This is a genomic window from Photorhabdus africana (assembly GCF_035181445.1).
GTDB classification, from domain to species: Bacteria; Pseudomonadota; Gammaproteobacteria; order Enterobacterales; family Enterobacteriaceae; genus Photorhabdus; species Photorhabdus laumondii.
Map to the genome: position 1 here is coordinate 1 of NZ_JAXBVE010000011.1, position 20,257 is coordinate 20,257.

The window sequence follows — 20,257 nt, forward strand, 5'->3', positions numbered from 1 at the left end:
CTGATGATGGCATTGATTGCACTGATAAAGGAGACGAGATTTTAACTGGCAATACTTATCATGCCCACAATGAGGGCAGTGATACCCCGTAGGCCAGCGCATATCGAACACCTGTTTCTGGCATTGTTCTTCATGACCATATAATGAAATAAACTCATGAATAGAAATGCCTTTTTGGAATTGAATCTGATTTTTAGCCATTTTCATTTACCTCCACACAGACTTATTTTAAGTATACGCCTATGGGAGCTGAATTTAAGTGATAATCAGGTATCAGTATAACCTCGGATTTTTTTACTCGTTTTAAACGATCCTTAAGTGGTTGACGCTCTGCGGTAAAAATGTAGCTGCTAATAACAATCAAATGGGTTAAATCGGGAAAATGGCAGGAGTTTTTCCATCATAAAAAAACAAACCTCGTTTAAAATAGCGAGGCTTGTCAACCTAAGTATTTTTTAGTCGATTAAAATGTGGATGATTTCTCCTTACCGATAAAAATGCTACGGTAGGAGGAATAATAACTAACTAAAAATATTGGTATAGAGATTAGAAAACCTAAACCAAAAGTCATTACCGAAATTATGAAAATGATCGCGGAGGTGATAAAGAATAATAAACCAGGTAATAGATTTTTTTTCACTGCTGCCAGGCTCATTGATATGGCGGCACCAAATTTCAAATTATGGATAACAATTAGCGCTGGTGCAAACCAGGTCAATGCGGCATTCACAATTGAGAAAATTATTAGAATAAAGAAACCAAGAAGTAATGAGGACAGGCTATTTCGAAGCATTTCGGCTGAAATTTCACCATGTTGAGCGGATAGTAGAATATGAATTACGGCACTACCACCGGCAATAAACATTGCGATAACACCGGGGAGTATAATGCCAAGCGTTAAAGCACCAACGCCGAGCAGTGACGCAAAGTTTTTCTGAAATCCGTTGAATAACAGCCCTAGTTCGAATTCTCCGCTAGTCTTCTGTTTTTCGCACACGGCAATTATACCGCCGATAAATACTGGGTTCAAAAAACCGACAAATATTCCAATAAAAGGAATAAGCATGAAACCAGCTATACCCAATGGATTTCAAGATGCATCGCGGCGGCAAAGGAGCGAATCCCCGGGAGCATAGCAAACTATGTGACCGGGGTGAGTGAGTGCAGCCAACAAAGAGGCAACTTGAAAGATAACGGGTATATACATATAGAATAGATAATATAGAGTAGTATCCACATGCCCCATTTGTTCTTGACAAGTTGCCATGCTTGACCAATCCATTTCACACCTTCTGTGCTACTGAGGGACTGGCCATTAGGAATAAATACTTCCTGATGGTCATTAGTCATAGCGTTGGAGTTAAAATTTAAGTTTTGATTATCCATATAATTTTCCAATTAATGTGTTGATACATGATATTTCAAATCGCCTTCTTGACTTTATCTCGGAAGATGCAGTCAGATTGAGAGATTAGGTAAATATATTATATTAATTCTATTGTCCAACAAGCATTAAATATAAGTCACGACCAGAAAAGATAAATAATTTCCTACAAAGTATTGCTAAGTGTTTTTAATTGTATCAAATTGATAATAATTGTAATAAAGTGTTTTAATGTTAACTGACGGCTGAATTTAATTAACTTCTAACCCATATAATCGGAATAATTTTAATTCCGTTGGGTGTTTTTTTCTGTAGAATGGAAAACACTACTAATAGTTAGTAGTTGGCATTTTAACCCTGAGAAGGAGCACATATGTTAGACTTAATTTATTTAACTTTAAAGGGCCGTAAGCAGGGCCTGATATCGGCAGGTTGTTCATCGATAGATTCAATAGGAAATAAAGGCCAATTAGATCATACAGACCAAATATTCATATATAATCTCAATCATTCTTTAACTTGGGATCAGCATGCCAAGCACCATCCCATAACATTTAAAAAACCTGTTGATAAATCGTCACCGCTTTTGGGAATAGCGATGTCAGAAAATGAAGTATTGGACGGTATGTTTGATATTTATAGAACGAATCAATCCGGGATTCAGGAGTTGTATTACACTATAAAGGTAATTGAGGCGACGATAGTTGATTTAGCTGTTTATCACCCCCATTCGATAACACATGCTGGCGCACAGCCGCAGGAAACGATATCTTTACGTTATAAGAGTATCACGTGGACTCATCATATAGCAGGGACAAGTGCTTATAGTATTTGGGATGATCGCGTTTATTAATTTATTTGCCGGTAAAATAGTGTTGTTTTACCGGCAAAATTACCACTTGTTTTTCCTATAATGCCTGCTGTGTGCGATCATAAATGTGATATTACATAATATGGCTAGTACAATAGAACTATAAAATACAAAATCATCATATGAAGTAGGCACGCTAAAAAATGGAATGCATCCGGTATGAAAAACATGTAGATGGAAAAGATCAGATGCCATCATAAGTAATACAGCTAAAAGGTTAATGTAAACATCATAGGGAATTAAAAGTTTCTTAAAAGCAATGTATAGAGGATAAAGTGCAAGTAAAGAGAAAGTAATGTATAAATAGTCAACCATTTTATTTCTCCTCAATATGATCTATATTGTCCATAAATGGTATTAGCGTTGCCAGTGATTTCTAGAGCTATCTCTTTGTAATTCATTATTTCTATACCTTGTCGTTTTAAGCCAACAAGCAGATCTGCATTTATATACCGATATAACCGTTGACTATCTGATTCAAGTTTGTAACCGAATAATCCATTAATAGACATACCAACATCAACCGATGTATATACCACATCAGTATCGCGTTTATCCATTCCAAAAGCTTTTTCTCCAACCCCTTCATAGACGAATTTAACTGGCCCAGTATAGCTTTCGCGATAAAGGATATAATAACCACTTTCAACAATATTATTGAAACCATGAGCCATCAATGGTGCTCCAAGTGCTGCTCCAACACCGGTATCAATAGCAAGAAATCCACCCATGAGTTGTATACTGCCAGATACAAATCCAATCCATGAGACAATCAAATTAACTGTCTCATCATTCCTGCTTCTAGCACTTTCACTGTTTACCTTTTTCTTTACAACAATGGCTTGCCTGACATTTTTTTGAGAAAGCATTGAATCTTGCTCTTCTAACGATCTTATTTCTTCGTCTAATAAAGCTATTGCTTCAGAGATTGAGATCTCCCCGGTATTTATCTTTGATGTGTTTTCTTGGCAATAAGCCATGACTTCACCGATAAAATGGTCTTTGGCCAGACTCCATTTTACATATTTATCGGCAACTCTGTTCATAAGCATCATCAACTCATTTTGTTTATCCATTTGAATTTTTAGGAGTTTTCTTTCTTCATTGGTACTGTTATCCAAGTATCCTCTGGCGGAAGGATTTCTTTCGTAAAATTCATCTAAAGCATCCATAATGAGTAACTTGTTGTTTGGAATTTAGCTTAAAATAGTGTTATGAACTAAAAATATACAATTAAAATTATAAGTCAAGGTTTGTTTTCACTTGTAAGGATACTTTTTTAGCGTGTTTTAAGACGTAGGGTTTTAGCAAAATCCATTGTAAATTTTTCTTCTAATGAGAGTGGCAATTATTATGTGAATCCAAGATTAACAGAAATATAAATAATCAATGTTTTGATAACGGGATTATTATTATGCGAATACAAGTTAAAAACTCATTTAAATAAATGGCTTTCATTGAATAGTTGTTGTAAATATAATTTTTTCTCATTTTTCCTTTTCTGATATTTGATTCTTTAGGCTCTTCTATTAATGCATTCGGTAAAGATTTGCCTGAGGAAATCTGAGACAATGTTTTTTGTAACTTGGTAGAAATACTATAAATGGTAATGACTAACTAATAAGACAGAGAAACAGATTGTGGCAAAGAAAGAAAAACGGCCTCACCATGACGGATTATTCAAATATTTTTTAACGCAGCCTGAAACGGCCAGGGAGTTTTTATCCCTTTATCTGCCCGGAGAGGTCCAGTCGTTGTGTGATTTAGCCACATTGAAACTGGAACCCGGCAGTTTTGTGGACCAGAATTTACGTCAACTGCACAGTGATGTGCTTTACTCGGTTGAAACGGCTCGGGGACAAGGCTATATCTATTGTCTGATTGAACATCAGTCCACTCCTGACCCATTGATGGCCTGGCGGTTGATGTATTATGCCATGTCAGCCATGGAGGCTCACCTGAAAAAAGGCCATACTGAACTCCCTTTAGTAGCGCCTTTGTTGTTTTATCATGGTGAGGTTCGGCCGTATCCTTACTCAAACCGGTGGCTGGATTGTTTCACGCTCCCCGAACAGGCGGCTCGCTTATACCGTCAGGCGTTTCCGTTGGTGGACGTCAGTGTACTCAGCGATGAAGAAATCCTGACGCATAAAGGGGTTGCCCTGATGGAGCTGGTGCAAAAACATATTCGCTGCCGGGATATGCAGGAATGGGTCCTCCAATTGGTGGAACTCTTGAATGCAGGGTATAATACAACCGAGCAGCGCAGTGTGGTGTTACGCTATATTTTACTGAATGGACATACGTTGGATCTCTCACAATTTGTCCATCAACTGATTGAACAATCTCCGGAGCATGAAACGATGTTGATGACTATTGCAGAACAGCTTGAACAAAAAGGGCGCGAGCAAGGTATCAAGCAAGGCATTGAGCAAGGTATTGAGCAAGGCCGAGAGGAAGGCCGAGAAGAAGGCCGAGAGGAAGGTAAACTGGAAACGGCTCGTGCCTTATTACGGCATGGTGTGAGTTTGGACATTATTGTCACCAGTACCGGACTGAGCCGGGATAAAGTTGAAGCGTTAAGGCATTAAATTAATCTCCTCTTTCATAGCAAAATGCCGATATTCAAGATCGGCATTTTTGTTCTTATTCAGGATGATGGTTATACAAGGGATTTTTACGTTTGCCCGGCGAAGCTGAAACCTATCAGACGGAAGCAGCTTTATAGGGGCCATAAGAGCATGGGGAACGCGATTAAGTGAGTTGTTTGCGGAAACAAATAACTCGTTCTGTTTCGTCAAAACCTCAATGTTCATGTGCCTGATGTGACCTTTTATTACTGATTTTGGCATCCGAACAGAGTTCGTGAACCCCTTTGTTGTAAGGTATCAAAGCTTAAAAATTCTAGTACCGGGGAACTTGCCACATAATGCAATGATTAAAAGCCATTGATATTCTGAAGGTGTTATTGCGACTTTATTTCAGAGATAAAAGTTAAATAATTTAATTAATAGATAACCTTATGACCATAACTTTCCAAAATGTTTTTCACTCTCTCCATTGTCTCTTTTGCAGGCGGTTTTACACCTTCCAACTGATATTCTTCCCCCATAGTTGTCCATTTATGTTTACCCAGTTCGTGATAAGGCAGAAGCTCGATTTTTTCAATATTTTTCATATCCTTGGTAAATTCACCTAGCTTGTGAGCGGATTTATTATCATCGGACCAACCTGGAACCACAACGTAACGGATCCAAGTTTTCTGGTTACGTTTAGCCAGATAGCGGGCAAACTCCAAGGTACGGTGATTGGAGACACCGACTAATTTCTGATGAATCTCATCATTAAGTTGCTTCAAATCAAGCATAACGAGATCTGTGGCATCCATTAATTCATCAATAACCGGACCATAGCGGCGGACAAATCCATTAGTGTCAAGGCAAGTATGAATACCTTCGGCACGACAGGCCCGGAACCAGTCACGTACAAATTCAGCTTGAAGAACGGCTTCACCACCCGATGCAGTAACCCCGCCACCGGATGCGTTCATAAAATGACGATAGGCTGTCGCTTCTTTTATCAATTCTTCAACGGTCACGTCTTTGCCGCCGTGGGTATCCCATGTGTCGCGGTTATGGCAATAGAGACAGCGCATCAGACAACCTTGAAAGAAAACAATAAACCGAATACCGGGGCCATCAACGGTGCCACAGGATTCGAAAGAGTGGATACGACCAAGTACGGACATAGCAGGTTTACTCCAAAACTGGCAGGATAAACGAATAGAGGCCCCAGAGTTCAGGGCCTGTGCTAACAAATTATTACATAGATTGGGTGAAAGTACGGGTGATCACATCCTGTTGTTGTTCTTTAGTCAGTGAGTTGAAACGTACGGCATAACCTGATACCCGGATGGTGAGCTGAGGATATTTCTCAGGGTCTTCCATGGCATCGAGTAGCATGTCACGGTTCATCACATTGACGTTCAAATGCTGACCACCTTCAATTTCTGCTTCATGGTGGAAATAACCATCCAGCAAACCAGCCAGATTAGTTTTGCGTGTTTCATCATCTTTGCCTAACGCGTTTGGTACGATAGAGAAGGTATAAGAGATACCATCTTTTGCATAGGCGAAGGGCAATTTAGCTACAGAGGTCAAAGAGGCGACGGCACCTTTTTGATCGCGACCATGCATTGGATTGGCTCCGGGCCCAAATGGTGAGCCAGCACGACGTCCGTCAGGGGTGTTACCGGTTTTCTTACCATATACCACGTTAGAAGTGATGGTCAGAACGGATTGTGTCGGTACCGCGTTGCGATAAGTATTCAGTTTCTGGATTTTTTTCATGAAACGTTCAACCAAATCACAGGCGATATCATCAACACGCGAGTCGTTGTTACCGAATTGTGGATATTCACCTTCAATCTTGAAATCAACCGCTAAACCATCCTCATCACGGATCGGTGTCACTTTGGCATATTTGATGGCAGACAATGAGTCAGCAGCGACAGACAGACCGGCAATGCCACAGGCCATAGTACGGTAAACATCACGGTCGTGCAGTGCCATCAGTGCCGCTTCATAGCTATACTTATCATGCATATAGTGAATGATGTTTAGTGCAGTAACATACTGTTTTGCCAGCCAATCCATAAAGTGATCCATGCGGGCCATAACCTTGTCGTAATCCAGCACTTCATCTTTTATTGGCTCTTCTTTCGGGCCAACCTGCATTTTCAGCTTTTCATCTACACCGCCGTTAATGGCGTACAGCATCGTTTTAGCCAGATTTGCGCGGGCACCGAAGAATTGCATCTGTTTACCCACAATCATAGGGCTGACGCAACAAGCAATAGCGTAATCATCGTTGTTGAAGTCAGGGCGCATCAAATCATCGTTCTCATATTGCAAAGATGAGGTATCGATGGAAACTTTTGCCGCGAATTTTTTGAAATTTGTCGGCAGTTTTTCGGACCATAGGATGGTCATGTTGGGTTCTGGTGATGGGCCCATTGTGTATAGGGTGTTCAGGAAACGGAAACTATTTTTAGTCACCAGCGTGCGACCATCTATCCCCATACCTGCCAGCGATTCTGTTGCCCAGATTGGGTCACCGGAAAATAGTTCATCATATTCAGGGGTACGCAGGAAACGAACCATACGTAATTTCATCACCAGATGGTCAATTAATTCCTGAGCTTCAACTTCTGTCAGCTTACCCGCTTTCAGGTCACGTTCGATGTAGATATCCAGGAAACTGGAAACGCGACCGAAGGACATTGCGGCACCATTTTGAGACTTAACCGCCGCCAGATAAGCGAAATAAGTCCACTGTATTGCTTCCTTAGCGTCAGTGGCGGGGCCAGAGATATCATAGCCGTATTTAGCCGCCATCTCTTTAATTTGGCTCAGAGCGCGGTGCTGTTCAGCGATTTCTTCACGCAATTGAATAGTCATTGCCAGATCTTCACCGTTTTCCAGCTTTTCCTGCAATGAATTGAACTGAGCTAATTTATCATCACGCAAGAAATCGATACCGTATACTGCAACACGACGGTAGTCACCAATAATGCGACCACGGCCATAGGCATCAGGCAGACCTGTCAGAACACCAGATTTTCGGCATTTAAGAATATCTGGTGTGTAAACATCGAAAACGCCTTGATTATGTGTTTTGCGGTATTCAGTGAAAATCTGTTTCAATTTAGGATCGAGTTCACGGCCATAAACTTTACATGATCCTTCTACCATTTTGATGCCGCCAAATGGGATTAGGGCACGTTTTAATGGAGCTTCCGTTTGCAGGCCAACAATAGTTTCCAGATCTTTTTCGATATAACCTGCGTCGTGGGAGGTAATAGTAGCAGCAACATCAGTATCAAAATCAACCGGTGCATGAGTGCGGTTTTCGATTTTTATACCTTCCATGACTTTTTCCCATAAGGTATCGGTCGCTTTTGTCGAACCTGCCAGGAAAGATTCATCACCCTCATATGGCGTATAGTTTTTTTGGATGAAGTCACGAATATTGACTTCGCTTTGCCAATCACCCTGGTTAAAATCTTGCCATGCTACAGAGAACTTTTTATTTAATTCAGTCATGATACTTCTACCTTTGTAATAATCGAACTTTTAAGAAATCAGGCGAGAGAGCTAATTAATGTTTTTGCTCACTACGCAGATAAATTGACCAGTAAGTTAAACCCACCAAAATGGCGCCACCGATAATGTTACCAATAGTGACTGGAATTAAATTGTGAGTAATAAAGTGTGAAATGGTGAGTTGAGAAAATTGTTCAGGTGTTGCCCCCACGTTAATCCAAAATTCAGTTGGCGCGAAATGCTTAATAGCAATGCCAAGCGGGATTAAAAACATATTCGCAATACTGTGCTCAAAGCCGCTGGCAACGAACATACTTACTGGCAAAATCATGGCGAATATTTTGTCCATTAAACTACGTCCGGCATAACTCATCCAAACCGCGAGACAAACCATTAAATTGGCGAGAATGCCTAAAAATAGCGCTTCAATAAAAGAGTGGTGCATTTTATGGTTTGCTGTTTGCAAAACATTCAAGCCCCACAATCCGTCGGCAACATGGTATTGACCGGCAAACCAGATAATGGCGACGAAAAATAGTGCGCCAATTAAATTACCGAAATAAACGTTAATCCAGTTTATCATCATTTGATGCCAGGTTATACGTCCGCTGGCTTTGGAAATAATCGTCAACACAGTGGAAGTAAATAAATCTGCTCCGCAAACGACTACTAACATTAATCCAAGGGAAAAACAGATGCCGCCAACTAATTTAGCTAACCCATAAGGGACAGATGTGGTTCCTGTAGTCGCGGTAATATAAAAGACGAATGCAATGGAAATAAAAATCCCGGCAGTTATTGCTGACAGATAGGTAATGGCAACAGGTTTAGTGGTTTTATAAACACCAATGTCATTGGCGATTTGTGTTATTACTGCAGGTGGTAATAGGTTAAAGGGGTTGTCAGCTTTCATACCAACATCTCTTTATCATTAATAAGTTACGGTACGTAATGATAGTAACAAAGGCGTGAAGGGGAGAATTTGATATAGATCATAGTTCCCTGAGAGTGGCCTTTGTTTTGGGGAGTGAAAATGGTTTGAATTCAATTTAACCTATTGATTTTAATAAAATAAAAAAATTTTAAAAATTAAAATATTTTTTATTTAACCCATTAATAGGAAGTTTGATAAGTAAAATTACAGGCCAAATTGTTGTTTATTTGTTGTTAAAAATAAATTTAATTTAACCTGAATTTTACTTTTAATTATGAATTGTCTTTTCTACAATTTTATTTTGCGTTCCAGAAATCACATTTTGCTTTTTGCAGCTTCTCATAAGCAGCTAATAAAGCCTGATGAGCGGGCAGTGATTTTAAATCTGCATCAACTGACCACAGGCCATAAAAACAGTGTTCACCAGAAATAGCTGCTGATGCTGCTTCAACAGCATCTTGCCCATACATTTTTACGAATGCTTGATAATATTGTGTAGGTGCTTTATCCGCTTCCAGAGCAAGTAAAAGCAGTGTTTGTAAACAGCGATAATAATTAGCGCGTTCGGCCGTAAAGATTGAGGCGTTAAAATCTTGGGTCCATTCTACCCAAATTAAAGCCTGTTCCAAATCACCGCCAGCCAGCGCCAACATGGATTTCAGTTCACCAATCCGTAAATTGCTCCAGCCATTATCTTTACCCACCGCAATGCCAAGCAACTCACGGATACGGGTAAAATCATCCAAACCTTCTTCATCTAATTGCTCAATCAGTGCCAGATATTCTTCGGCTTGCCATTGGCTACCTGGTAATGTTAATAAAGCTTCCCGCAAATGCGTTCCCATCGTGTTATTAGCAAGATGTAAATCTTCCACAGGATAAATATCAGACATTCCCGGAACCAAAATACGGCAGGCATAAACACCAAGGTGCTCGTAGTCAGCAATATAAACTTCGGCATCCAATTGTTTGAAGATAGCCATCAAAGTGGCGAATTCTTCTTCGGTCGTGCCGCTGAAACTCCAGTCAGCGAATGCATAATCAGCATCTTGTTTGAATAAATCCCAACTGATTAAACCGCTCGAATCGATAAAGTGAGTCTCTAGATTGGTATGTTCTGCCACTTCTTCATTATCGAAAGTCGGCGCATTGAATACATCCAGATCTTTCAAACTGCGGCCCTGTAATAATTCGGTCACAGTACGTTCTAGTGCTACACCAAATTCAGGATGTGCACCAAAAGAGGCGAAACAAGTCCCGTTATTAGGATTAAACAGCACGACGCAAATAACTGGGAACTGCCCACTGAGGGAGGCGTCATAACAATAGAGTGGGAAACCTTCATCCTGTAATTTGCTGACTGCGGCAACAACGTCGGGATAACGATTCATCACTTCTTGGGGAATTTCTGGCAGGCTGATGCCTTCGGCGATAATACGATTTTTCACATAGCGTTCAAAAACTTCAGATAATCCCTGAACTCTGGCTTCATTCATCGTGTTGCCGGCTGACATACCATTGGAAACATAAAGATTGCCAATAATATTCATCGGAATATAGACGGTATGATGATCAGATTGACGAGTAAACGGCAGTGAGCAGATACCACGCTCTTCATTACCTGACTGCAAATCGACTAACTGACTGGCGCATAACTCATTTTCAGGATTATAAAATTGGTGTAACCGGTCATCCAGAATGCCTGCTGGCAGAGAATCATCGTCTGGTAAAGCAAACCATTTTTCATTCGGATAATGGACAAAATCACCGTTAGCGATAGCTTCGCCTAAATAGAAATCAGCAAAAAAATAGTTGGTTGACAGGCGTTCAAAATACTCACCTAAAGCAGAAGCTAAAGCGGCTTTCTTGCTAGCACCTTTGCCGTTGGTAAAACAGAGAGGACAATCGCGGTCGCGGATATGAACCGACCAGACATGAGGAACCGGATTCAGCCATGAGGCTTCTTCGATGTTAAAACCAAGATGTTGCAGTTTTTGCTGAAAACGGTTGATCGAATCTTCCAGTGCGGCGTCTTTGCCGGGAATAAAGGTTTGCATCATGGTATTCACTTATGAGTGCTCGTTATGGGGCGCTCATCATACGAGTTTTTTTTCAGTAGCTAAAGTCTGGTATGTATCACAGATTTATTGTTATCATCATCCATAATTTAACAGGATATTTTTTATTAAGGAAGAAGCATGAAAAAGATGAAACACACAGCTTTAGCCAGTTTATTGGCATTAATTAGTGGTTCTGCTTTTGCTTTACCAAATATTACACTTTTGGCGACGGGAGGAACGATTGCTGGCGGCGGTAAGTCTGCAACGCAGTCCAACTATGTTGCTGGAAGAGTTGGTATTGATGAATTAGTCAATGCTGTTCCTGAGATCAAAAATATCGCCAACCTGAAAGGTGAGCAGGTGGTGAGTATTGGCTCGCAAGATATGAATGATCAGGTATGGTTGACCTTGGCGAAAAGAATCAATGCTGAGTGTGACAAGACCGATGGTTTTGTTATCACCCACGGTACCGACACGATGGAAGAAACCGCTTACTTCCTCGATCTGACTACCCACTGCCAGAAACCCATTGTCATGGTTGGAGCGATGCGTCCATCTACAGCGCTTGGCGCCGATGGCCCGTTAAATCTGTATAACGCTGTGGTCGTTGCGGGTGATCAAGCATCTGCCAAACGTGGTGTGTTAATGTCAATGAATGATGCGGTTATCAGTGGGCGCACCGTGGTGAAAATGAGCACCACCGAAGTTCAGGCGTTCCAGCCAGTTAATGCGGGCGCTGAAGGATTTGTTCATAATGGCAAAGTCAATTATTACGCTGCCGCTAAACCGAGAGCGAGTAAGGCGATTTTTGATATCAGTAAATTGGATAAGCTGCCTAAAGTAGGCATTGTCTATAACTATGCCAATGCGTCTGATTTGCCAGCAAAAGCATTTCTGAGTGCGGGTTACCAAGGTATTGTCAGCGCTGGTGTAGGTAACGGTAATATGTACAAGGCGATTTTCGATACCTTGGCCTTGGCGGCTAAAGATGGGGTTGTGGTTGTGAGAGCAAGCCGTGTACCAGTGGGATATGTTACTCAGAATGCGGAAGTGGACGATAGCAAACATGGTTTTGTCGCTTCTGAGCGCTTGAACCCGCAAAAGGCCAGAGTGCTTTTACAATTAGCACTCACTGAAACACGTGATCCGGTGAAAATTCACGAGATGTTTGTGAAATATTGATTTGTGATTCAGAGATAACAATAGGGCGCGCGCAGGTAACGGAGTTTCGCGCCCTATAGCGAGGGAACGCGCTGATTAAAACTAGCAGTTTCTGCTCAAGAAGTAGCTAAGATATTATTTGTACGGAAATTTGCCGGATAATTTTAGTCGAGGTCTATTATGGCTACTTCCACTGCGCGTTTTGAGGCGCGTATGAATCCTGATCTACATGCCCTGATTAAACGGGCCGCTGAAATTCAAGGACGTACTATGACTGATTTTGTTGTGTCTGCTGCACAGGATGCCGCACAGCGCGCAATTGAGCAGTCAGAAGTACTTCGTTTGTCTTTGGTCGATCAGCAATGTTTTGCGCAGGCATTGCTGAATCCACCGGAATCGGCTCCGGCGCTTGAACGTGCATTCGCACGGCGCCGCTCTTTATTACGATCAGAATGAGTTCCACGATGTTTGATGTTATGCAACTCAACGAAGAACACGATCGTGATTCGTTCTACAGTGGTTCAGAATCTCTAGATGGTTACTTTCAGAGACAGGTTGGTCAGGATGGCCGTTGATCAGGCATTTAGAAATCAGGGACTCGGTGGAGCATTGCTAGCTGATGCTATTGAGAGGACCATTTGTACCGAAATTGCATCTTATGCGCTACTTGTTGACGCAAAAGATGATAATGCAGTGCAATTTTACCGATATCATGGCCTTATTGCTTTACCCGATTCGCCATTCACATTATTCCTTCCTCTCATCGCTGTAGATAAACAAAGGAAAAAATAAGCAGTTCATCTGTAATATACCCGTTATCCTTCAAGTTGCCTCTTTGTTGGCTGCGCTCGCTCACCCCGGTCACATAGTTTGCTATGCTCCCGGGGATTCACTCCCTTGCCGTCGCGATGCATCTTGAAATCCATTGGGTATAGCGTTGAATGAACAAGTTTATTGGCTATTTTTGCGGTAGTTTTGTTCAACGTTTGAATAACCATTGCAGCAATGAAATGGGAATGGTACAACCGATATATCAGATTATTTATTGTTATCAATCATTGTTATTTCGTCAGAATAAGGTGAGGTAAATGAATCAGGTATATAATTTCAGTTCAGGTCCCGCTATGTTACCGGCTGAAGTGTTGCGCCGTGCAGAACAAGAACTTTGCAACTGGCATGGTATTGGGACTTCAATTATGGAGATCAGTCACCGAGGTAAGGAATTTATCGCAGTGGCAAAGGAAGCTGAAAATGATCTGCGGGATTTATTATCAGTGCCTGAAAACTATAAAGTACTGTTCTGTCATGGTGGTGCCCGCGGTCAATTTGCCGCTATCCCAATGAACCTGTTGGGAGACAATGTTAAAGCCGATTATGTTGATGGCGGTTATTGGGCGGCATGTGCAGTTAAAGAAGCAAAAAAATACTGCACGCCGAATGTGATTAATATCAAAACTGAAATTAATGGCTTGAAAAGCGTTAAACCAATGCGTGAATGGTCATTGAGCGATGATGCGGCTTATGTTCATTATTGCCCGAATGAAACTATTGATGGTATCGCTATTCATGAACAGCCGGATTTTAACGAGAATAAAGTTATTATTGCTGACTACTCTTCCTCTATTCTTTCCGGGCCATTGGATGTTAGCCGTTACGGTATGATTTATGCGGGAGCGCAGAAAAATATTGGTCCTGCTGGTATCACATTAGTTATTGTGCGTGAAGATTTATTAGGCAAAGCCCGTAAAGAAACTCCGTCTATTTTCGACTATGCTGTTCTGGCAGAGAATGACTCCATGTTCAACACACCGCCAACGTTTGCTTGGTATCTCTCTGGTTTGGTCTTCAAGTGGCTGAAAGAGCAAGGCGGAGTACAAGAGATGGAAAAGCGTAACCGAGCTAAGGCTGAACTGCTTTATGGTGTGATTGATAAGAGCGGTTTTTATCGCAACCAGATTGCCCCTGAAAATCGTTCTCTGATGAATGTACCGTTCCAGACGGCGGATGCCTCACTGGATAGCAAATTTTTGGCAGAGGCTGATGCACAAGGGTTGCAGGCACTGAAAGGGCACCGGGTTTCCGGCGGTATGCGTGCTTCTATTTATAATGCGATGTCGATAGACGGGGTTCAGGCTTTAGTTGATTTTATGGCTGATTTTGAGCGCCGTAACGGTTAATTTGCCAATCATTACCGGGAACAACGGTTCCCGGCCTATTCAAGATAAAAATATTTCCTCAAACGTAAAAATGACTCACTTATATACCCCATTGATTTCAAGATGCATCGCGGCGGCAAGGGAGCGAATCCCTGGGAGCATAGCAAACTATGTGACCGGGGTGAGTGAGTGCCGCCAACAAAGAGGCAACTTGAAAGATGAGGGGTATAATTAAAACAATGTAATTGAGAACCGGAGAGCCCGTTATTTATGCAATCCCTGATGCTACAACCTATTTCCTCCATGAATGGAACTATTAACCTGCCAGGGTCAAAAAGTGTTTCTAACCGTGCGCTATTACTGGCGGCTTTCGCCAAAGGTACTACCTGCTTAACTAACTTGTTGGACAGTGATGATATTCGCCATATGCTCAATGCCTTGGCTGCGCTGGGTGTCAGTTATCATTTATCTGATGATCGTACCCGTTGTGAAGTTGACGGTATTGGTGGATTGATTACCCACCAAGGCCCGATAGAACTGTTTCTGGGTAATGCCGGTACGGCAATGCGTCCCCTAACCGCCGCGTTATGCTTGGGCAAAAATGACGTCGTTCTTACCGGCGAACCTCGGATGAAAGAGCGTCCGATTGGTCATCTGGTGGATGCTTTGCGTCAAGGGGGCGCAGAAATTGATTATCTGGAGCAGGAAAATTATCCGCCGTTACATATCAAAGGGGGTTTTGTTGGCGGCAAAGTGACGGTAGATGGCCGGGTTTCTAGCCAATTTCTGACCGCATTGCTGATGGCTGCGCCATTGGCGGAAAATGATTCTGAGATTCATATTCAGGGGGAATTGGTTTCCAAACCCTATATTGATATTACTCTGGCATTGATGAAAAATTTTGGTATTACCGTAAATCACGATCAATATCAGATTTTCCACATTAAAGGCCGACAGCAATACATTTCTCCGGGGCACTATTTGGTGGAAGGTGATGCCTCTTCTGCTTCCTATTTTCTGGCGGCCGCAGCAATTAAAGGGGGCACTGTGCGTGTGACCGGAATTGGTAAAAATAGCCTTCAAGGGGATACCAAATTTGCCAATGTGCTGGAGAAAATGGGGGCGAAAATTCGTTGGGGTGATGACTTTGTTGAATGTGAACGTGGCACCCTCGCTGGCATTGATATGGATATGAATGAGATCCCTGATGCTGCTATGACCATTGCAACCACTGCGTTGTTTGCGGCAGGGGAGACCGTCATTCGCAATATATACAATTGGCGGGTAAAAGAGACGGATCGGCTGCATGCGATGGCAACTGAATTGCGTAAAGTCGGTGCAGAGGTGGAAGAGGGGGTTGATTACATTCGCATCACACCGCCACCAAGATTATTACCTGCTGAAATTGGCACCTATAATGATCATCGAATGGCGATGTGTTTCTCGTTGGTGGCGCTGTCCGATACACCGGTTACTATTCTCGATCCAGGTTGTACAGCAAAGACCTTTCCTGATTATTTCAATCAATTGGAGAGATTAAGCCAGCGAAAGTCATAATTATCGATTATTATGATTTAATAGAGCGTATTTCTTTGATCAAAATCTATACCCTATGGATTTCAAGATGCATCGAGACGGCAAGGGAGTGAATCCCTGGGAGCATAGCGAACTATGTGACCGGGGTGAACGAGCGCAGCCAACAAAGAAGCAACTTGAAAGATAACGGGTATATCTACATGGCATGCGCTTATTTCGTTCACTCTATGAGTGCGTATAATCAACGGCAGATATTGATTATTTTATTGAGTAAATATTCAGCATCTGGTGAAGTGTTTGCCATGCTAAAGGAGAACAATAATGGTGGCGATAGCCCCAGTAATAACTGTTGATGGGCCAAGCGGTGCAGGTAAAGGAACATTATGCCAGGCACTGGCAGAGGCTTTAGGCTGGCAACTGCTTGATTCAGGTGCTATTTATCGAGTGTTGGCACTGGCCGCGATTCATCATCAGGTGGATATCCAGTCTGAAGACGCGTTAGTTCCTCTGGCTGCTAATCTTGATGTGCGTTTTGTCCCTAGAAAAGGGAAGCTCAGTGTGATGCTTGAGGGCGAGGATGTCAGTAATGAGATCCGGACCGAGGCGGTCGGCAATACTGCCTCGCAGGCGGCTGCTTTCCCACGAGTTCGTGAAGCCTTGTTACGGCGTCAGCGTGCTTTTCGGGTTGCACCGGGCTTGATTGCAGATGGTCGTGATATGGGAACTGTGGTGTTTTCCGACGCCCCGGTAAAAATATTCCTTGATGCCAGCGCAGAAGAACGTGCACGCAGACGTATGCTACAGTTGCAGGAAAAAGGCTTTAGTGTTAACTTTGAATGTCTTTTGTCCGAGATACAGGAACGTGATTACCGCGACCGTAACCGGGCAGTTGCGCCGTTAGCGTCGGCTGAAGATGCATTAATATTGGATTCAACCAGTATGTCTATCGAAGAAGTTATCGACAAGGCGCTAAATTATGCGAAAAAAATTCTCTCAATTACCTGAGCGATTTTAAGTTTTTAGCTTATAATTGATGACGATGTACTAAAAATTGGGTACGCGGGTATCGAATTTTTCCGCAAACCAAACAACCTTGTTACAGGGAAATAGTAGCAGGGCATGTAAAACAACCCCATTCGGCGGGAAGCTAAATGGACGTTAAATTAAAATCTTGAAGATCATTAACATGACAGAATCTTTTGCTCAACTCTTTGAAGAATCCCTGCTATCTATTGAAACTCGTCCAGGTGCTATCGTTCGCGGCATCGTTGTTGCTATCGATAAAGACGTTGTATTGGTTGATGCAGGTCTGAAATCAGAATCCGCTATTCCTGTAGAACAGTTTAAAAATGTTCAGGGTGAGCTGGAAATCCAGGTCGGTGATGAAATTGATGTTGCGCTAGACGCTGTTGAAGATGGTTTTGGTGAAACTGTTCTGTCTCGTGAGAAAGCAAAACGCCATGAAGCGTGGCTGATGCTGGAAAAAGCTTACGAAGACGCAGAAACAGTTACCGGCATCATCAACGGTAAAGTAAAAGGCGGTTTTACTGTTGAACTGAACGGTATCCGCGCATTCCTGCCTGGTTCTCTGGTTGATGTTCGTCCAGTTCGTGATACAACTCACCTGGAAGGTAAAGAGCTTGAGTTTAAAGTCATCAAACTGGATCAGAAACGCAACAACGTCGTGGTTTCTCGTCGTGCTGTTATCGAATCTGAAAACAGTGCGGAACGTGATCAACTGCTAGAAAACCTGCAAGAAGGTATGGAAGTTAAAGGTATCGTTAAGAACCTGACTGACTACGGCGCATTTGTTGATCTGGGCGGCGTTGATGGCTTGCTGCACATTACTGATATGGCTTGGAAACGTGTTAAACATCCAAGTGAAATCGTCAATGTGGGCGACGAAATCGCAGTTAAAGTACTGAAATTTGACCGTGAGCGTACCCGTGTATCTCTGGGCCTGAAACAACTGGGCGAAGATCCTTGGGTAGCAATCGCTAAGCGTTATCCAGAAGGCACTAAACTGACTGGTCGCGTAACTAACCTGACTGATTACGGCTGCTTCGTAGAGATCGAAGAAGGCGTTGAAGGTCTGGTACACGTTTCAGAAATGGACTGGACCAATAAAAACATCCACCCATCCAAAGTGGTTAACGTTGGTGACGTTGTGGAAGTTATGGTTCTGGATATCGACGAAGAACGTCGTCGTATCTCCCTGGGTCTGAAACAGTGTAAAGCTAATCCTTGGCAGCTATTTGCTGAGACTCACAACAAAAATGACCGTGTTGAAGGTAAGATCAAGTCTATTACTGACTTCGGTATCTTCATTGGTCTGGATGGCGGCATTGATGGCCTGGTTCACCTGTCTGACATCTCCTGGAACGTTGCTGGAGAAGAAGCCGTTCGTGAATACAAAAAAGGTGATGAAATCGCGGCTGTTGTTCTGCAAGTAGATGCAGAGCGTGAGCGTATCTCTCTGGGCATTAAGCAACTGGCGGAAGATCCATTCAATAACTACCTGTCTGTGAACAAGAAGGGTGTTATTGTTACTGGTAAAGTTACCGCAGTTGATGCTAAAGGTGCGACAGTAGAACTGTCTGACGGCGTTGAAGGTTACCTGCGTGCATCAGAAGCTTCTCGTGACCGTGTTGAAGATGCAACGCTGGTTCTGAACGTGGGTGATGCAGTTGAAGCTAAATATACTGGTGTTGATCGCAAAAACCGCGTTATTAACTTGTCTGTTCGTGCTAAAGACGAAGCTGACGAGAAAGACGCTATCGCTTCTGTGAACAAACAAGAAGACGCAAACTTTGCAAACAATGCAATGGCTGAAGCTTTCAAAGCAGCGAAAGGCGAATAATTCAAGTGAATAACGGTGGATAACACGTAAGTGTTATCCAAGTGCGGTAGTTTAGGGAGGTACTCATGACCAAGTCTGAATTAATTGAAAGACTTGCTGGCCAGCAATCTCATATTTCGGCCAAAACCGTTGAAGATGCAGTGAAAGAAATACTCGACCATATGGCAATAACATTGGCAGATGGCGAACGTATAGAGGTGCGCGGATTCGGCAGTTTTTCTCTTCACTACCGTGCTCCGCGCGTAGGCCGTAACCCTAAAACCGGTGATAAAGTGGAGCTGGAAGGTAAATACGTTCCCCATTTTAAACCTGGCAAAGAGTTGCGTGATCGCGTGAATATCTACGATTAAGTTTGAAGATAACAAGTTATTGCTTATTTTAAACAGTGTGTTCGGTGCTGTTTTAAATTAATAATAAAGTGCTGGCCCTTTTGGCCAGCACTTTTTTGATCTAATCAAGGCTCATATAAAAAGAGCTGAATTTTATATTGAGAAAACCTTCCCCATAATCCTGTCAATCTGACATTGTGTCCCTAGAAATCATTTGCATGCAAAACCAACATCGTCATTGGTTTCAAATTTATTCGTGATATTCGTTTTTGATAAAAAATTGTATCATAATTGTTGCAAAACATGAGGTAATACCAGCATCAAGCAACTTAATTTCGATAAATTTCGGAATATTCCTATATATTTTTAAGTGAAATCCATTGCATCATTGGATATTTATTAATCCATAAGTGGTGAAAACATGATGATTTCAGTTAGAGCCACTCTTCATGCTATAAATCAATGGAGAAGTGAATAGATGGCAATAGGGTATTTCCTGCTGGTTGGTGATAAAACAACGTGTGGCGGCCAGATTATTACTGGTGACCACACCATGACATTTGATGGGCGAGCAACGGCTCGTGAAGGAGATAAGGTTACCTGTGGTAAACATCCCGGTACTTACATCATTGCCGGTGGTGTAACAGATATGTTTGACATGGGGCGTAAGTTGGCTGGCACATTGGATAGAATATCAGAATACCGCCTCTGGTGGTGATTTAATATTTTATCCTGAGGAAGGCATTGAAGATAACCCAGAAGGTGTTCTTAAAGTTATAAAAGAATGGCGAGCCAGAAGAGATAAACCGGGCTTTAAAAATAGCGGTCTGAAACGCCCAATAGGGCGTTCGTTCTTATAAAG

The 20,257-nt window shown here is 42.2% G+C and carries 19 protein-coding genes and 1 pseudogene; 13 read left to right on the forward strand and 7 right to left on the reverse strand.

Going from position 1 to position 20,257, the window contains the following annotated elements; all coding sequences use genetic code 11:
- Window positions 1–201, reverse strand: a 201-nt coding sequence (locus SLS51_RS08520; RefSeq protein WP_323837350.1) for a transposase, incomplete at its 3' end; no start/stop codon positions are given.
- Window positions 202–463: 262 nt separating this feature from the next.
- A complete protein-coding gene (locus SLS51_RS08525; RefSeq protein ID WP_323837352.1) occupies window positions 464–1,066 on the reverse strand; it encodes a BPSS1780 family membrane protein in 603 nt (200 codons plus the stop codon).
- 691 nt (window positions 1,067–1,757) lie between these two features.
- On the opposite strand from SLS51_RS08525, the gene SLS51_RS08530 reads away from it, so the two are divergent.
- A complete protein-coding gene (locus tag SLS51_RS08530; RefSeq protein WP_323837354.1) occupies window positions 1,758–2,237 on the forward strand; it encodes an Hcp family type VI secretion system effector in 480 nt (159 codons plus the stop codon).
- A 344-nt stretch (window positions 2,238–2,581) separates the two neighbouring features.
- Here SLS51_RS08530 and SLS51_RS08535 read toward each other — a convergent pair whose 3' ends face one another.
- Window positions 2,582–3,427, reverse strand: coding sequence for a DUF4225 domain-containing protein (locus SLS51_RS08535; RefSeq protein ID WP_323837355.1), 846 nt, complete (start codon window positions 3,425–3,427; stop codon window positions 2,582–2,584).
- A gap of 468 nt (window positions 3,428–3,895) precedes the next feature.
- On the opposite strand from SLS51_RS08535, the gene SLS51_RS08540 reads away from it, so the two are divergent.
- The gene (locus SLS51_RS08540; protein ID WP_323837357.1) at window positions 3,896–4,846 is read left to right on the forward strand and encodes an Rpn family recombination-promoting nuclease/putative transposase; all 951 of its coding nucleotides are present in this window, start codon (window positions 3,896–3,898) and stop codon (window positions 4,844–4,846) included.
- Window positions 4,847–5,262: 416 nt separating this feature from the next.
- Here the strand turns inward: SLS51_RS08540 and pflA are convergent, their stop codons facing one another.
- From pflA to ycaO, 4 genes are all read right to left on the reverse strand, one after another.
- Complete coding sequence (gene pflA / locus SLS51_RS08545; protein WP_323837359.1) at window positions 5,263–6,003, reverse strand: pyruvate formate lyase 1-activating protein; 741 nt, start codon at window positions 6,001–6,003, stop codon at window positions 5,263–5,265.
- 73 nt (window positions 6,004–6,076) lie between these two features.
- Window positions 6,077–8,359, reverse strand: a complete 2,283-nt coding sequence (gene pflB, locus SLS51_RS08550) for a formate C-acetyltransferase (RefSeq protein ID WP_323837361.1) — start codon at window positions 8,357–8,359, stop codon at window positions 6,077–6,079.
- Between the two features lie 55 nt (window positions 8,360–8,414).
- Window positions 8,415–9,272, reverse strand: coding sequence for a formate transporter FocA (gene focA / locus SLS51_RS08555; RefSeq protein WP_323837363.1), 858 nt, complete (start codon window positions 9,270–9,272; stop codon window positions 8,415–8,417).
- A 317-nt stretch (window positions 9,273–9,589) separates the two neighbouring features.
- Window positions 9,590–11,353: a 30S ribosomal protein S12 methylthiotransferase accessory factor YcaO gene (gene ycaO / locus SLS51_RS08560; protein WP_323837365.1), complete on the reverse strand. Its 1,764-nt coding sequence runs from the start codon at window positions 11,351–11,353 to the stop codon at window positions 9,590–9,592.
- A 138-nt stretch (window positions 11,354–11,491) separates the two neighbouring features.
- On the opposite strand from ycaO, the gene ansB reads away from it, so the two are divergent.
- From ansB to SLS51_RS08615, 11 genes and pseudogenes are all read left to right on the forward strand, one after another.
- On the forward strand, window positions 11,492–12,535 hold the full coding sequence (ansB, locus tag SLS51_RS08565) for an L-asparaginase 2 (RefSeq protein WP_323837367.1): 1,044 nt from the start codon (window positions 11,492–11,494) through the stop codon (window positions 12,533–12,535).
- Between the two features lie 159 nt (window positions 12,536–12,694).
- Window positions 12,695–12,970 carry a type II toxin-antitoxin system TacA family antitoxin gene (locus tag SLS51_RS08570; RefSeq protein ID WP_323837369.1) on the forward strand — a complete coding sequence of 92 codons (276 nt, stop codon included), beginning with the start codon at window positions 12,695–12,697 and terminating at the stop codon, window positions 12,968–12,970.
- Between the two features lie 108 nt (window positions 12,971–13,078).
- Window positions 13,079–13,306, forward strand: a complete 228-nt coding sequence (locus SLS51_RS08575; RefSeq protein ID WP_323837371.1) for a GNAT family N-acetyltransferase — start codon at window positions 13,079–13,081, stop codon at window positions 13,304–13,306.
- Between the two features lie 296 nt (window positions 13,307–13,602).
- Window positions 13,603–14,691 (forward strand): 3-phosphoserine/phosphohydroxythreonine transaminase, encoded by a 1,089-nt coding sequence (serC, locus tag SLS51_RS08580; RefSeq protein WP_323837373.1) that lies wholly within the window; start codon window positions 13,603–13,605, stop codon window positions 14,689–14,691.
- Window positions 14,692–14,940: 249 nt separating this feature from the next.
- A complete protein-coding gene (gene aroA / locus SLS51_RS08585; protein ID WP_323837375.1) occupies window positions 14,941–16,227 on the forward strand; it encodes a 3-phosphoshikimate 1-carboxyvinyltransferase in 1,287 nt (428 codons plus the stop codon).
- A gap of 116 nt (window positions 16,228–16,343) precedes the next feature.
- Window positions 16,344–16,559 carry a hypothetical protein gene (locus SLS51_RS08590; RefSeq protein WP_323837377.1) on the forward strand — a complete coding sequence of 72 codons (216 nt, stop codon included), beginning with the start codon at window positions 16,344–16,346 and terminating at the stop codon, window positions 16,557–16,559.
- The gene (cmk, locus tag SLS51_RS08595; RefSeq protein ID WP_323837379.1) at window positions 16,528–17,211 is read left to right on the forward strand and encodes a (d)CMP kinase; all 684 of its coding nucleotides are present in this window, start codon (window positions 16,528–16,530) and stop codon (window positions 17,209–17,211) included. The genes SLS51_RS08590 and cmk overlap by 32 nt, the downstream gene beginning before the upstream one ends.
- 181 nt (window positions 17,212–17,392) lie before the next feature.
- A complete protein-coding gene (gene rpsA, locus SLS51_RS08600) occupies window positions 17,393–19,066 on the forward strand; it encodes a 30S ribosomal protein S1 (RefSeq protein WP_323837381.1) in 1,674 nt (557 codons plus the stop codon).
- Between the two features lie 65 nt (window positions 19,067–19,131).
- Window positions 19,132–19,416 carry an integration host factor subunit beta gene (gene ihfB, locus SLS51_RS08605; RefSeq protein ID WP_011145915.1) on the forward strand — a complete coding sequence of 95 codons (285 nt, stop codon included), beginning with the start codon at window positions 19,132–19,134 and terminating at the stop codon, window positions 19,414–19,416.
- A 457-nt stretch (window positions 19,417–19,873) separates the two neighbouring features.
- Window positions 19,874–20,092: pseudogene (locus SLS51_RS08610) on the forward strand (PAAR domain-containing protein); the annotation flags it as partial.
- Window positions 20,049–20,255 (forward strand): bacteriocin immunity protein, encoded by a 207-nt coding sequence (locus tag SLS51_RS08615; protein ID WP_434086484.1) that lies wholly within the window; start codon window positions 20,049–20,051, stop codon window positions 20,253–20,255. The pseudogene SLS51_RS08610 and the gene SLS51_RS08615, both read left to right, overlap by 44 nt.
- Window positions 20,256–20,257: the final 2 nt, after the last annotated feature.

What these genes read in the sequence shown, in the direction of transcription:
- SLS51_RS08525 (WP_323837352.1), bottom strand. Translation starts at nt 1,066, where the DNA reads ATGCTTATTCCTTTTATTGGAATATTTGTCGGTTTTTTGAACCCAGTA.
- SLS51_RS08530 (WP_323837354.1), top strand. Translation starts at nt 1,758, where the DNA reads ATGTTAGACTTAATTTATTTAACTTTAAAGGGCCGTAAGCAGGGCCTG.
- SLS51_RS08535 (WP_323837355.1), bottom strand. Translation starts at nt 3,427, where the DNA reads ATGGATGCTTTAGATGAATTTTACGAAAGAAATCCTTCCGCCAGAGGA.
- pflA (WP_323837359.1), bottom strand. Translation starts at nt 6,003, where the DNA reads ATGTCCGTACTTGGTCGTATCCACTCTTTCGAATCCTGTGGCACCGTT.
- pflB (WP_323837361.1), bottom strand. Translation starts at nt 8,359, where the DNA reads ATGACTGAATTAAATAAAAAGTTCTCTGTAGCATGGCAAGATTTTAAC.
- focA (WP_323837363.1), bottom strand. Translation starts at nt 9,272, where the DNA reads ATGAAAGCTGACAACCCCTTTAACCTATTACCACCTGCAGTAATAACA.
- ycaO (WP_323837365.1), bottom strand. Translation starts at nt 11,353, where the DNA reads ATGATGCAAACCTTTATTCCCGGCAAAGACGCCGCACTGGAAGATTCG.
- ansB (WP_323837367.1), top strand. Translation starts at nt 11,492, where the DNA reads ATGAAAAAGATGAAACACACAGCTTTAGCCAGTTTATTGGCATTAATT.
- SLS51_RS08570 (WP_323837369.1), top strand. Translation starts at nt 12,695, where the DNA reads ATGGCTACTTCCACTGCGCGTTTTGAGGCGCGTATGAATCCTGATCTA.
- SLS51_RS08575 (WP_323837371.1), top strand. Translation starts at nt 13,079, where the DNA reads ATGGCCGTTGATCAGGCATTTAGAAATCAGGGACTCGGTGGAGCATTG.
- serC (WP_323837373.1), top strand. Translation starts at nt 13,603, where the DNA reads ATGAATCAGGTATATAATTTCAGTTCAGGTCCCGCTATGTTACCGGCT.
- aroA (WP_323837375.1), top strand. Translation starts at nt 14,941, where the DNA reads ATGCAATCCCTGATGCTACAACCTATTTCCTCCATGAATGGAACTATT.
- cmk (WP_323837379.1), top strand. Translation starts at nt 16,528, where the DNA reads ATGGTGGCGATAGCCCCAGTAATAACTGTTGATGGGCCAAGCGGTGCA.
- rpsA (WP_323837381.1), top strand. Translation starts at nt 17,393, where the DNA reads ATGACAGAATCTTTTGCTCAACTCTTTGAAGAATCCCTGCTATCTATT.
- ihfB (WP_011145915.1), top strand. Translation starts at nt 19,132, where the DNA reads ATGACCAAGTCTGAATTAATTGAAAGACTTGCTGGCCAGCAATCTCAT.